Here is a 14,573-nt window from a genome sequence, read left to right on the forward strand (position 1 = left end):
TTTACAGAATTTGCTTTTTAGTTGGCTAAAAATTAAAAATGTTATCCTAGCAGTCAATAAGTTATAAAAAATTTAAGCTTTCATGCTGAAGGGGAGGATGCTGGTTGATATTATACCTCTGATACCGAGAGGTAAAATACATTCTCTCTCAACAAGAAAATTTTAGGTGTAAAGTGATGTAAATTATATGAATGGAGAGAAAATGTATCTTAGTAAAGATATTTATAATTCCATGTGGTCTTTGAAGCAATATTCCGGTTCTTTTGTTGCTCTATGCGGATTTGATGGGAGTGGAAAGACAACTCAAACAAAAGAAATTTCTCGCCATTACGCACAAGAAAAACATATCATACAAACTTTTCAACCCAGTCATTGGTATAGAAACAATCAAGAGGTAAGAGATTATTTAGAGAGTGGAAAACAAATTGATCCATTGCTTTTAGCTCTTTTAGCTGCAACAGATAGACGCAAACATACGCTTGAAATTATCGAACCTTCTTTAACTTCATCGCAAAATTTATTAATCAGTGATCGATATGTTTATTCTAGTCTTGTTTATTTCTACGCTCGAGGTCTTTCTCTTGAAAGTGTGATTCAATTAAATCAAGCTATTCCAAGACCTCAGATCACATTTTACCTTCATTTGCCTCCTGCTGCTCTCATCGAACGATTGCAAAAAAGGGATGGTTTAGTCTTAAAATACGAAGAAAAACGCTCATTGATTGAAAAAGTTTATGAAGGATATCAACTTTTATCAGAAATAGACGAACGATTTATCGTCATTGATGGAACCGCCTCTGTTTCTTTAATCCATAATCAAATACGACATCATATAGACAAGACTTGTTTTGATAATAAATAAAATATACCCATTTATGAATATCATTTAAAAATTTATCTGTGATCTATTCTCCTTTATGATCTAGTTTCTATGTGGGATCTAGAGTTTTAAAGGTTTTCTCACGATAATTTAAGAGTACTGAAAAAAATATTATATATCTTAATATTTTAATTGAGACGATTGGTAATCATTAAATTATAACGCACTTTTTTAAAAAATTTGAAAGAGGAAAGCTCTTCCAAAAAGATTATTAATCTCTGTTGTGATCATGGTATTTCTATTCTCGTAAAGACGAATATAGCGATTTTTGAGACTTTAATATTCTTATCTCTGATAAATGAAACAACAAAAACACTTCTTAACGCCTTTATGGGGATTTTCAAATTGTTTCTTTAACCAGAAAGAACATAAGATAAAAATATTTTAACAAGCAGATACACCCATTTCAAAAACTGTAGGTAATACCTTGGTTATGCTAAAAGATCAGTCTAACAAAGCAAATGATTGTTTGGTTTTATTCAGAACTATGAAAAATTTCTTTGTTGCGCTTAATATAAATAAATCCATATCCAAGACCAATAAGAGCAGATAAACCAGAACCACAAAGCACCCCAATTTTGGCAGCATCAAGAAGGATAATATCCTTAAAAGCGAGCATTGAAACAAAGATAGACATTGTAAAGCCAATTCCTGCTAAGAATCCAATGAGTAAAATGCTGGACCATGTCATTTGAGGAGGAAGGCGGCATAGTCCTGATTTCACGGCTAAATAACTGGCAGTGATAATGCCAAGGGGCTTACCAACGAAAAGACCAATGACAACACCAAGAACAATTAAGAATGATTTGCCAGAAGAAAGGTCAAAGTTTACAAAACTGACACCAGCATTTGCAAAGGCAAAAATGGGCATGATACCGTATGCAACCCACGGATGTAATGATTTTTGAACACGCGTTACTGGAGCAATCATGGCCCGTTGTCCTTTGCGCATTTTTTTCAATGCAGTTGAAATATGATGGAGGTCTGTTTTTGTGTTTTTTTCTTGGAGAATTTGCATAGCGTTGCTGAGCATGGTGAGTGGCGCTACAAGAGTGCGTGTAGGAAAAACGGGCGTCATCATACCTAAGATTACACCAGCAAGTGAGGGATGAACGCCTGTTACCATTAATCCCCACCAGATGATTGAACCAGGTAAAATGTAAAGCCATGCTGATGCAAGCCCGATCCATTGAAAAAAAAGTACCAGAGCAATACCTCCCCCTGCAATCAATAGACCACTAGGATCAATATTTGTTGAGTAGAAAAAAGCAATAATGAGAACAGCAATAATATCATCAATAATCGCTAATGAGAGAAGAATGACATGAAGATTAGAAGGAATTTTTTTTCCAAGAAGTGCCAGAATACCAAGAGCAAAGGCAATATCTGTTGCTGTTGGCACAGCCCAACCACGGATATGTCCCTCGTTAAAGTTGAAGATGAAATAAATAATCGCAGGAACACAAACGCCGCCTATTGCAGCAACAATTGGTAAGATTGCTTGTTTAAAATCGGCAAGAGCACCTTCATGAATTTCGCGTCGAATTTCCATTCCTGCGACGAGAAAGAAAATAGTCATAAGGGCATCATTAACCCAGAAATGTAAATCCCATGAAAGCGTAAAATGACCCAAATTAAAGCCAAGAGGTGTATGCCAAAAAGATTCATAGAGAGCAGCATATTGAGAATTGGCAAAAATGAGGGCAGAAGCAGCAGCGAGTAAAAGAACAATACCACTAAGAGCTTCAATATGAAGAAAACGCTCGATAGCTGAAAGCGCTTGATTGGTGACACGAGAAGCGCGATTAGGCAAGCGATTTGAAGATAAATCAGACATGAACAACTCCAAACTATCGACAATTTTATGATTCTATATTCTCTGTGTATAGTGACTCTATTATGATGTTTTCTGTATCATATAAAAGCAAAAAGAGGAATAAAGTTCTTAATTTATAGACAAGATCATCATGTTTAAAGCACAATATGTTTAAGGCGATGCTTCATTTTTAATAGCGAGGTCTACTTTGTTTAACACCTTGGATAGATCATTTTGTAGAGCAGATTCGAGGTCAACCATTGTGAGCCCTTTATTATCTTTTGCTTTAATTTTTATGATCAATGTTTGTGGTTTTTTAGCAAATTCACCTAAGGATTTTGAAATTTTTTCTGCTTCATCATGATTTTTTAGCAGCATTTTGGGGGTTTGCGTCATCATTAAATAGAAATCGTCATAGAGTTCCTTTTTAAGATCATGTTGGCTGTCATTAAGGTTTTTTGCAAGATAAGAAAAAAGTTTATCAATGAAACCTGCATCCCGATATTGTATATCAATTTCATTGATGCCAAGGTCTTGAGAAGCAGCAATCATGATGCTTTGTTGACCAGAAAAAAGTTTTTCATCAACATCAATAACCTTAGCCGATATATTCCCAGATCCAACGTCTTTCATATTGAAAGTCATTGCATCAAGAAAGAGCATACGTTTTTTTTCATCGTAAGAAATATCAAGTTTTCCTGAAATATCAATTTGTTCAAATCCCATCTTTTTTAAAAGTTCTAAATCTTTTTCATTCATTTTTTTAGGTAAAATGGAAAAGTTATTGAGAGAAAGAAAAAGCTTTTTGGGGATAGGATGTTTCCACAAGCTTGGTTTAAGTTGAAATGATTCAAGTGTTGCTTTCAATGATGGAATATCAATGGTGACATTATCAACTTTGGCATCTGCTGAGGTAATGGCGAGCAGTATGTTTAGAAGGAGACCATTTTGGGCTATTTTTTCCGCAACTTTATTCTTCTCTTTTCTTGCATTAAGATAAGCTTTGACTAGTTTTTCAGGCGTTTGTTCAAGTGGTTTCATCTTTAGACCAGATGTTTTAAATTGGCCGAGAAAGAAAGAGCTATTTTTTTCTGCTTCTTCAAAAATATCGACACTTATATTGTTCAGAGAAATAGGACCTGTAACGGTTTTCCCTTGATTGAGAGCGTTATTTTTTCCGAAAATAATAGAATAGGCATAATTGATGTCGATATCATAAGCCTTTATTGTATCACTTTTAGCCATCAATTGCATCTGTTTGTCGCCATTGACTACGGCCGTTTTAAGATCCATGTTTTTAACACTAACGGAACGGATATGTCCATTTTTAAAATCAGAAAGCTGGAAGTTCTTGACTTCAACTGTTTCTGTTTGTTTGTTTTTATTTTCTATAGAAAGCTGTATATTCGGAGCACTCATTGATGCAAGATCAATACGCATCATTGATTGTAAAAGACGTGATGTGATTGTTCTGTCTTTATCTTTTAAGGATACATTCTTAAGAGAAATTTGGGGTATTTTTACATGAATATTATTATGCTTTAAATCAACATTATAAAATGTAAAAGTTCCAGGAATAAAAGAAAGAGGAGGACGGGCAGAAATGGCACCAATTTTCAGTGATGTACCGGCTGGGACGGGGAGTGTAACATTTGTTAAATTGACTTTACCTAGAATGCTGACTTCAGATGTTTCTGCTTTTATGGCACGACGGGCTATCTCTTGTTTTACAAAACTGTCAAGATAGGGTTTTGCGATATAGAATCCACCAACAACTATAATTGCTAAGATGGCGATAAATCCAATAATGCAAGTGAGCCAATATTTCAGGTTACTTTGATACCCACTATTAAGTTTGACCATTCTTTTTTCTTTCATTTTTATCACTCTTTAAAATTGAGAGTGAAGATAAACTCTTTTAAGCAACGACAAAGGTTAAAATATAGCGTGTACCAGTTTCAACAGTCATCTACCCTCCTATATTAGAGTTATTCTCATCTTTTTTGCAATATCGCTTTATCAATTTTTATTGATTTTATTTGGATTGAGTACGTTATAGAAAAGCACGCATAATGAAGGAGAAGTAAGTTTACGCGCATCATATTTCTTATCACTTTAAATTATCATAAAATATTCCTATGTCTGCTTTTATCTTACGGCTGTTTATAGGAATATTTAAAACATATAAAGTTATGTTTTTATTCATTATAACTTAATGGGGAGAGGTGAGTATTATGACAGAAAATCAAATAATGGCCTTTTCGATCATTGGTCTCATGATGGTTGTATTTATTTGGGATCGATTTCGTTATGATCTTGTCGCTATTTGTACATTATTAATAGCGTGTGCTGTTGGTCTTGTCAGTCCAAAGGAAGCTTTTAGCGGTTTTAGTAATGATATTGTTATTATCGTGGGAAGTGTGTTTGTTGTCAGTACGGCTGTATCACGCTCTGGTATAATGGAATTTATTATTCAGCGTATATGGCCAGATGTGAAATCGGTGCGCCTTCAATTAGCTTTTTTGGTTTTTTCTGTTGTCGTTTTATCAATGTTTGTTAAAAATATTGGTGCTTTGGCTATTATGCTTCCGATCGCTTTTCAGTTTGCTCGTCGTTCTCAGGTTTCTCCTTCTGTCTTTTTGATGCCCATGGCTTTTGGTTCTTTGTTGGGGGGGCTTATGACACAGATAGGAACGTCTCCTAACGTTGTTATTTCAGCGATGCAAGAACGTTTAGCAGGAACACCTTTTACGATGTTTGATTTTACACCAGTTGGTGCGGTTATTGCGACGGTTGGTGTCTTATATTTGGTCTGTTTTTATTGGCTTTTGCCAGTGCGTGTGCGTTCGGGTGGATCGTTTGATGATGCCATTGATATTCGTAATTATGTTGTAGAAGTGCATATTCCAATAAATTCACCTATTGTGGGGAAAAGTATTGTTGATTTGGTTAAGCCATCAAGTGGTGATGTTATGGTGATTCAAATCATCAGAAACAAGGTATCTATTTCGCCACTACCAGATTTTGTTTTGTCTGAAAACGATATTGTTTTGCTGGAAGGATCGCATACAGGAATAGATAGTGTGATGAATTCTGCTCGTTTAGAGTTTTCTAAGGAACGAACTCTTTCTACAGGAGATAAGGACAGTGACATTGATATTATTGAAGCGGTCATCACGCATAATTCGCCTCTTATTGGCATTAGTGCGAAAGAGTTTTCACTCTTTGATCGCTATAATGTCAATTTGCTTGCATTAAGTCGTCAACATGAAAGAGTGCGAGGAAGACTTGATGATATTATTTTTCATCTTGGAGATGTGATTGTTTTGCAAGGACAAGATGCGGCTATTCCAAATTTATTAAGGGAATTGAAATCTTTACCTTTAGCAAAACGAAATATTGTGTTTGGAAATTTACGACATGGTTTTATATCTTTAGCCATTTTATTTATAGCCATTATTTTTACAGCTTTTCATATTGTGCCAGTTGCTTTTTCTTTCTTTTCTGCTGCTGCTGCAATGGTTATTTTTCGCGTTTTGCCTGCGCGTGATCTGTATCAGGCATTAGATGGTCCAATATTAGTCCTATTAGCGGCTCTTATTCCAGTGAGTGAAGCGTTAGAGAAAACGGGATGTACGGATCTCATTGGTCAATGGCTGAGCCAATTGGCAATATTTTTTCCGCCATCTGGTGCTTTAGCACTGATGTTGGTGACAGCCATGTTGGTCACGCCATTTTTAAATAATGCCGCGACGGTTATGATGGTCGCTCCCATCGCATCAAGTTTTGCTCATTCTCTTCATTATAAGCCTGAAGCTTTTTTGATGGCTGTTGCCATTGGTGCGGGGTGTGAATTTCTTACACCTATTGGACATCAAAGCAATATGCTCGTGATGGCGCCAGGAGGATATCGTTTTAGTGATTATCCACGTTTGGGGGCTCCCTTAGCGGTGTTGATCATTATTGTTGCTGTTCCTATGCTTATGTGGGTTTGGCCATTACAATAGGATATTTTTTGAAAGCTTTAAGGATCGATACCAAAAGATTGTTCATCGAAAGATAAGTTGAAGAGATATATAAAAATTTTTACTTAAAGCCTAGGGAGTATATTTAATGCCATTCTACAACCGAAGACAAGGAACAGGTTGTTTTAAAAGACTTTAAAAATTGTCTTTGGTATACATTGAATTAGGAAAGAATGATTAACATTATCAACAAGCGCATGTACGACATTACGGTCATGATTTTTTTATAAATTCAAATTATATAAAAATTGTCATGTGAAACAAAAGGATATTTACATCATTTTTAATTGATACAGTTGCAAAAGCCTAATCGATTGGAATACATATTGCTTTAAAATGAATAAACGGAGCAATTTATTAAAGATTTTTCGTGAATGAGGGCTACCATCTCTGTTCATTTATGCGTAAAAGTGTAGAAGGTAAATTGTTTTACAAGGTATGTTATATGTCGTATGATAGTTTTATTGCTGAAGTTAATGCAGAATTTCGTCAGGAAAAGGCACTTGCTTTTTGGAGACGGTATGGTTTTTCAATTATTGGGGCTGCTCTTCTTTTCATCCTCATGATAATTGCTTATCAAATTTATCATCATGCGCAAATAAAGAAAGCTAGCCATATTGGTGATGCATTTGTAAAAAGCCTTAATTTTGCGGATACACGTCATTTTGATGAGGCGATAAAGCAATTGGAAAATGTTAAAGACTCTCATTTTGGGGGCTATCCTTTTCTTGCCCGTTTGCGGGAGGCTTCTTTACGCATGGAGCAAGGTGATTTTATCAAGTCGGTAGAGATCTTTGATTCTGTTGCAGCGGATGAGAAAGCACCGCAGATTTTGCGGAAAGTTGCAAAAATCCGAGCAGCCTATATTTTAGTTGATACAGGGAGCTTGGAGGATGTCAAAAAGCGCGTCAAAGATATGGCAAGTGATATTGATCCTATGCGTATGTCCGCACGAGAGGCTTTGGGCTTAGCTGCTTATAAAGCAGGGAAGATTGATGAGGCTGTTGATTATTTTCAGAAAATTTCTGAAGAAGGTGTGTTGAGATCAAATATAACAGATCGGGCTCGAATAATGCTTGAGCTTATGCAAGCTGAGGGCAAGATAAATAAGGAATAAATCGATGAGCCTTACCATTGCTATCGTTGGTCGTCCCAATGTTGGGAAATCAACACTTTTTAATCGTTTGGTTGGGCAAAAATTGGCTTTGGTTGATGATAAGCCGGGTGTAACACGTGATCGGCGTATTCATGCTGCAAAACTTCAAGATCTACGTTTTGATGTGATTGATACGGCTGGGCTGGAAGAAGCAGGAGATCATACCCTTGAGGGGCGTATGCGTTCTCAGACAAAAGCTGCGATTGATGAAGCAGATCTTGTTTTATTCGTATTTGATGCAAAGAGCGGAATAACACCGAGTGATTTAAATTTTGCTTCACTGGTTCGCAAATCAGGGAAGCCGATTGTGCTCGTTGCCAATAAGTCTGAGTCAAAAGCCGCAACAGGGGGAGAGTATGAGGCGTGGTCATTAGGTTTGGGAGAGCCGTGTCCGATATCGGCTGAACATGGTTTGGGACTTAGCGATCTTCGTGATGCCATTATAGAGGCTGTTGGGTCAGAGCGCGCTTTTGGCAACAACAAAGAAGAAGATATGACGGTACAGCCTGCATCTGTTGGTGGTGATATAAACAATTTGGAAGAAGAGGGGCTTATGTACGATGAAAGCAAGCCCATTCGGATTGCTATTGCGGGTCGTCCCAATACAGGAAAATCCACCCTTATCAATAGTATGCTGAAGCAAGATCGGTTATTAACAGGACCAGAAGCAGGATTGACACGCGATTCTATTTCTGTCGATTGGGAATGGCGTGGTCGTCATATTCAACTTTTTGATACTGCAGGTTTACGTCGAAAATCGAAAATTCAAGAAAAATTAGAAAAGCTATCGGTTGCTGATACTTTACGTGCCATTCGTTTTGCAGAAGTGGTGGTCATTGTTTTTGATGCAACGATGCCTTTTGAAAAGCAGGATTTACAAATTGCTGATCTTGTGATTCGCGAAGGGCGTGTTCCAGTTATTGCTTTCAATAAATGGGACCTTATTGAAGATAGTCAGGCTACATTGATTGATTTGCATGAAAAATGTGCACGATTTCTTCCTCAAGTTCGCGGTTTGAGAGCTGTTCCTTTATCAGGACAATATGGTCAAGGGATTGATAAACTCATGGAAAATGTCATGATGATGCATCGTGTATGGAATCGTCGCATTTCTACGGCTAAATTGAATCAATGGCTTGAAACTGTTGTGGCACATCATCCACCACCAGCGGTTTCGGGACGTCGATTGAAGGTTAAATATATCACACAGGTGAAAACACGTCCCCCTGGATTTATGATTTCTTGCTCACGTCCCAAAGTCATGCCTCAGTCCTATTTGCGTTATCTTGTCAATGGGCTACGTGAAACATTTGATATGTCTGGTATACCAGTGCGCCTATCATTACGAGCTTCTGATAATCCTTTTGCGACACGCTCTCAAAAGAAATGATTAAAAGTGAATGAAATCTATAGAACCTTAAAAATAAGCTGTTGCATGATTTGTCGTGTTCTAAATATCGAAAATGAAATGATAACTTCAACAGACAATCATCTCCTTTTTTATAAAAGAAAAAATTTTTTATTTTCTAAAGTCTTGATTCATCAATAATCATTCATAATGAGTGCTATAGAGCTTTCTCATTTTATTTTCTCTTGATAAAGATTCCCTATGCGCATGTTATGAGAAGAATTTAATGGGGAGTATTTAAGAAAGAGCACACAATCCTTTTAAGAGTATATTTTAATGCAAAAATAAATGCAATCTGAGGGGAGGGAAATATAATGATGATGCTTATTTGAAAAGAAGCATTAAATTATCTTTTCATAAAAATAGACGGTATTCATAAGCGCTTTTGCTTGCGATAGTTTTTCTAAATAAAAAGCAAAAATATTTGCGGAATCTAACAATATTCAATTGCAAAGGGTGAGATTCAAAAAGTGGATTAAAATTGTATAAAGCGGTATAGCGGTCGTATTCAAGTTTTATTGAGCTCTATTTAAAATTGTAAATTTATTATATCTCGTACTTAAAGAAAAATCTCTTTGTGCTTCTAAGCCTATTTCACGATGGTGTCTGTAAATAGAGGATAACGTAAAATACTTTGCAAGTGGAATCATATACAACCCGTTGAGAATTTTCAGTTAAACAAAAAGTACAAGTTTACTTGAATAAAAGCCACAAGCTAATGCGTTCATATTATTTTCAGCTTTCAATAGTGTATCAATTCTATTTGTACCAATTCTCGTTTTGAAAGAGAGCATAAAAAGCAATTTTTCAACCGTTTTTAAGCACACATCAACCCTTCTTGTGATATACAAAAACAGTTTTGATGACTTCAATATGAATACGCAAGAATATCTTATCAGAGTTCTTTTTAAAAGTGAAAATTATAAATTATCCTTATAAATAAATACGTTGCGCTAAAATAACGCAAAAAAACTAATAGCTTCCATTTTCCTTAACGCATGATGGGTAAAGCCTACGCGATTGATTCACATTCAGTGAATATGTGTTTAGTATATTATTGTTACCAAGAATAAGACATCAGTTATGTTTGTGCTATCTTATCAAAGTGTTACACGATATATTTTGTATGTTTTGGGTAGATGAATTTACATACGTTCAGAATATTTAAATGATATGAGGAAAAATATGATTTTGACGGAAAACAAGACAGCATTCCATTTGTTTGCAAGCTAGAATGATGATGTGCAAGTGTGTTAATGTTTAGTGTTATTAATTTAATAATAGTTTGATTTATAATAATAAATTATCACTTTTTATATTGAATTAAGAACACAAAATATCGTACGCTTCTTTATATTTCAAACATGTTCATATTGAATTAATTAAAATGGTGTCCTTGCCATCACAAGTCGGATTGATGTCTGAGTAAAAACGATTAAAGAAAAGTCTTTTATGCGTTCTTTCAAGACGAGGACTGTTGCAACATTGGAGTTAACAAAGTGTATAAGGGTGCCAGCTTGTTTCTTCATAAGCATAAAGATGGAGAACTTAAAAGTTTTATATTATTTACGGAAGCTTTTATGTATTCTTGGGTGATGTTGTGGAATTGGTTTAGGGGCTTTAAGAAATATCTTTTAAAAAAATCATGTGAATTGAAAAATAGGTTATTTATGCGATAAAATTTATACGATAATTTGTGATAGATTTCTTTTAGTGTCTTGACGAATAAATTCGGGAACAATATGATGCACACGGTTTTATGAGATGCATTTTTACTTTGCTTTTTGATAAAGGAGCCGATGATGGCGATGGGCGAAAAACCCGTTACAAGCCGCAAGGAGGCTGAAGAAAAAAAGCAAAGAGAGTGTTTTCATTCAGAGGATTTGGAATGTCGTAGTAAAAACTTAAGCGTAGCTTTAGGACGTAAGCAAGCGTTAAGGAAGCGGGAGCATAAGGATAGGCGGAAAAAATCACAAGGAAGGATAGCGGATGCGATTAAGCTTTCCAGTGAGTTTCTAGCAAGTGTTATTGTTGGTGTTGTTTTGGGGGTGGGGTTTGATAAGTTAGCAGGTTCATGGCCGTGGGGATTGGTGTTCTTTCTCTTTCTTGGATTTGCTGCTGGTGTATTGAGTATTCTTCGGTCTGTGGGATATGTTTCCTCCAGTCAATTAGGACAAAAAGGCGTATTGCGCCAAGATGAACAAAATAAAGGGGCCCATGAGAGGTCCGATAAATGAGGTTGAAGTGACAGTGCACGCTCCAGATCCTATTCATCAGTTTGAGGTTTCACGGCTGATTAAGATTTCCATAGGAAATATGGATTTATCATTTACAAATGTATCATTGTTTACAGTCGTTACGGTTGTTATAACCTCCGTTTTTCTCTTTATTTCATCATCAAGTCGTGGATTAGTTCCAACGCGGATGCAATCTCTTTCAGAAATGGCCTATGAGTTTGTAGCGTCGACTCTGCGGGAATCATCTGGTGTGCAGGGAATGCAGTTTTTCCCTTTAGTTTTTTCTCTGTTTACTTTTATTTTGGTTGCTAACTTTATTGGTCTTTTCCCCTATTTTTATACGGTGACCTCTCAGATCATGATCACGTTTTCGTTGGCAATGGTGGTTATTTTAACGGTGATTGGTTATGGCTTTTATAAGCATGGGGTCAGTTTTTTGAAACTGTTTGTTCCCAGTGGGGTTCCTGTGGTAGTTTTGCCTCTAGTGACAATGATTGAGATTATTTCTTTTCTCTCTCGCCCCATCAGTCTTTCTCTTCGTCTTTTTGCGAATATGCTTGCTGGTCATATTACGCTCAAAGTGTTTGCTGGGTTTGTTGTTTCAATGATTGGGGTAGGAATCGTAGGCGTTGGTGGTTCGATTTTGCCCCTTATTATGACTGTAGCGATTACGGCTCTTGAGTTTTTGGTTGCATTTCTTCAGGCTTACGTCTTTACAGTTTTAACTTGTATGTATCTTAATGATGCAATTCATCCAGGACATTAATAGAATTGGCGGTTTTCCGTCGAATAGTGCAATTTCGCTTTAAAGGAGAATAATATGGAAATAGTGCTTGCAGCAAAATATATTGGTGCTGGTCTTGCTTGCTTTGGTATGGCTGGAACAGCTTTAGGGCTTGGTAATATTTTTGGAAGCTATCTTTCTGGTGCATTACGTAATCCATCAGCAGCAGATAGTCAGTTTGGACGTCTCGTCTTTGGTTTTGCTGTGACAGAGGCTTTGGGTATTTTTTCATTGCTCATTGCTTTATTACTTCTTTTTGGGGTTTAATCATCATCAGAAGGGTATGTTTGTTCTCGCTATGAGGAAAGATTTACCCTTTTAGCTCTCAATTAAGAAAAATGTTCGTCAGTTACCATCGGTGATAGAGGGCTTAAGCTATTTAAAGGATGAAAGAAGATGTTTGTTTCCAGCGCTTATGCACAGAACACTGAAACGTCGATAGAACATATCAAAAAAGTGGCAGAGCATGCAAATCGTGTGTTTCCGCCTTTTGATTTTGTTCATTTTAGTTCGCATTTTTTCTGGTTGGCAATTTCTTTCGGACTTTTTTATCTGTTTATCTCTCGTGTGATTGCGCCGCGTATTGGTGGTGTTATTGAAACACGTCGAGATCGAATTGCATCTGATTTAGATCAAGCAATGCGCATGAAGCAGGAAGCAGACACTGTTGTTGAAACTTATGAGAGGGAATTAGCAGAAGCACGTTTGAAAGCTCATACTATAGCACAAGCAGCTGGTGAAAAATTAAAAGAAAAGGCTGAACTTGAACGGCAGGAAATTGAAGAGCGTTTAGAGAAAAGACTTGCAGATGCTGAAAAACAGATAGCAAAAATTCGCGATAAAGCGATGCAAAATGTTGATTCTATCGCTGAAGAAGTCGCCCTTGAAATTGTGAAAAAATTGATTGATGTTGATATCAGCAAAGAGGTTGTTCGTTCAGTTGTGAAAACTGCGGATTATTAAGGAAGACAAAGATGAGTGATACTTTTTGGGCTTTTGTTGGATTAGTTCTTTTTTTAGCTCTTTTAGTCTATTTCCAAATTCCACAGAAGATTATACACTATCTTGATGCACGCGCAAAGCGTATCAAAGATGAGTTGGATGAGGCTTTGCGTCTTCGTGAAGAGGCACAGGAAATATTAGCTGAATATCAACGCAAACACGCGGAAGCAGAAAAAGATGCGCAAGAAATTATTGCAGCAGCAAAGCATGAAGTTGAATCTGTTATTGCTGAGGCGCGTACAAAAGCAGAAGAATATGTAAAAAACCGCAATAAATTGGCAGAGCAAAAAATCGCTCAGGCAGAAGCGGATGCAATACGCATGGTTTCTGCATCGGCTATCGATTTGGCAATTTCTACGGCACGTATCCTTATCGCAAAGGAATTAGATTCTAACGGGGCAGATGAACCCGTTAAAGAAGCTCTTTCGAAAGAATCATTGAGCAAAATGAAAACACATCTTAATTAATGGTGTTTTAGAGATAAGAAACTGCTTCTTTAGGTGCATAATTTTTTCATTATTGAATGCCTTAATCTATTATGTCGTGATGCTAGTTTTGAATTGGTTATGCATTGAGTTTAGAGAGCACTATTCCCTAGCTTAGATTCGTCTTTTGATTCTATTCATAAAGATTATAATGAGGAGTGCTATTGTCTTTATTTTTATGAAGCGATAAGCGAGTATCGTTATTGTGTTATCAGTTAAGATATTACGGCCATTTTTTTATTGAACAACTGCTTTTATATTTAGCGGTTTTATGAAAAGCACCTCTCTCATTTTTTAAGAATTCTTTTTATCAGTTTTTTATCTCTCTTATCTATCGCCATCATCTAAAGACGGTTATTACTCATGATGGAAGAGTTTAAAGTAAGAGATTTTTTTCTATATTCTCATTGAATATGCGAAAGCGATAAGTTGGTTATTATAAATCAATAATTTTGCTTTTTGATGATTTATTCAATTTTTTGACAAGTCATTACAAAGTATCATTTTCACTGGAGATTCTATAATTTTTTAAAAGTTATCTCAAAACTCACAGAGAAATGTTTTTAAATGGAAGTACGCTCTTTATAAAAAAATAGAGTATTTTAATATGCAATATATTAATTTATATAACTAATTTATCGTTGTTCAATTTGGATTAGAATCCTGAATACCGTAAGATTTTCTCATTTCAAATCTGTTTTATATTGAATCAATCAAAATCATTTTCTTACACGTGACAAGCGGGGGTGGTTTGTGGGCAAAAATTCTACAAGAAAGAAC

Annotated in this window: 11 protein-coding genes; 9 read left to right on the forward strand and 2 right to left on the reverse strand. The window is 36.0% G+C overall.

The window, feature by feature from the left end; translation table 11 throughout:
* Positions 1-202: 202 nt before the first annotated feature.
* Positions 203-862 carry a dTMP kinase gene (gene tmk, locus PVV70_RS04410; protein WP_273758085.1) on the forward strand — a complete coding sequence of 220 codons (660 nt, stop codon included), beginning with the start codon at positions 203-205 and terminating at the stop codon, positions 860-862.
* Between the two features lie 493 nt (positions 863-1,355).
* Here the strand turns inward: tmk and nhaA are convergent, their stop codons facing one another.
* A complete protein-coding gene (nhaA, locus tag PVV70_RS04415) occupies positions 1,356-2,717 on the reverse strand; it encodes a Na+/H+ antiporter NhaA (RefSeq protein WP_273758086.1) in 1,362 nt (453 codons plus the stop codon).
* Between the two features lie 150 nt (positions 2,718-2,867).
* Positions 2,868-4,574 (reverse strand): hypothetical protein, encoded by a 1,707-nt coding sequence (locus PVV70_RS04420; protein WP_273758087.1) that lies wholly within the window; start codon positions 4,572-4,574, stop codon positions 2,868-2,870.
* 356 nt (positions 4,575-4,930) lie between these two features.
* On the opposite strand from PVV70_RS04420, the gene PVV70_RS04425 reads away from it, so the two are divergent.
* The 8 genes from PVV70_RS04425 to PVV70_RS04460 all read left to right on the forward strand — a co-directional run bounded on the left by PVV70_RS04425 (position 4,931) and on the right by PVV70_RS04460 (position 13,775).
* Positions 4,931-6,703, forward strand: coding sequence for an SLC13 family permease (locus PVV70_RS04425; RefSeq protein ID WP_273758088.1), 1,773 nt, complete (start codon positions 4,931-4,933; stop codon positions 6,701-6,703).
* A 463-nt stretch (positions 6,704-7,166) separates the two neighbouring features.
* Positions 7,167-7,838 (forward strand): tetratricopeptide repeat protein, encoded by a 672-nt coding sequence (locus tag PVV70_RS04430; RefSeq protein ID WP_273758089.1) that lies wholly within the window; start codon positions 7,167-7,169, stop codon positions 7,836-7,838.
* 4 nt (positions 7,839-7,842) lie between these two features.
* A complete protein-coding gene (gene der, locus PVV70_RS04435; RefSeq protein ID WP_273758090.1) occupies positions 7,843-9,267 on the forward strand; it encodes a ribosome biogenesis GTPase Der in 1,425 nt (474 codons plus the stop codon).
* Between the two features lie 1,820 nt (positions 9,268-11,087).
* Positions 11,088-11,522 (forward strand): AtpZ/AtpI family protein, encoded by a 435-nt coding sequence (locus tag PVV70_RS04440; RefSeq protein ID WP_273758138.1) that lies wholly within the window; start codon positions 11,088-11,090, stop codon positions 11,520-11,522.
* Positions 11,523-11,529: 7 nt separating this feature from the next.
* A complete protein-coding gene (locus PVV70_RS04445) occupies positions 11,530-12,288 on the forward strand; it encodes a F0F1 ATP synthase subunit A (protein WP_273758139.1) in 759 nt (252 codons plus the stop codon).
* A gap of 54 nt (positions 12,289-12,342) precedes the next feature.
* On the forward strand, positions 12,343-12,573 hold the full coding sequence (locus PVV70_RS04450) for a F0F1 ATP synthase subunit C (RefSeq protein ID WP_012231167.1): 231 nt from the start codon (positions 12,343-12,345) through the stop codon (positions 12,571-12,573).
* Positions 12,574-12,702: 129 nt separating this feature from the next.
* The gene (locus PVV70_RS04455; protein WP_273758091.1) at positions 12,703-13,269 is read left to right on the forward strand and encodes a F0F1 ATP synthase subunit B; all 567 of its coding nucleotides are present in this window, start codon (positions 12,703-12,705) and stop codon (positions 13,267-13,269) included.
* Between the two features lie 11 nt (positions 13,270-13,280).
* Positions 13,281-13,775 (forward strand): F0F1 ATP synthase subunit B, encoded by a 495-nt coding sequence (locus PVV70_RS04460; protein ID WP_273758092.1) that lies wholly within the window; start codon positions 13,281-13,283, stop codon positions 13,773-13,775.
* Positions 13,776-14,573 lie beyond the last annotated feature (798 nt).

The organism is Bartonella sp. AU55XJBT, from assembly GCF_028618525.1.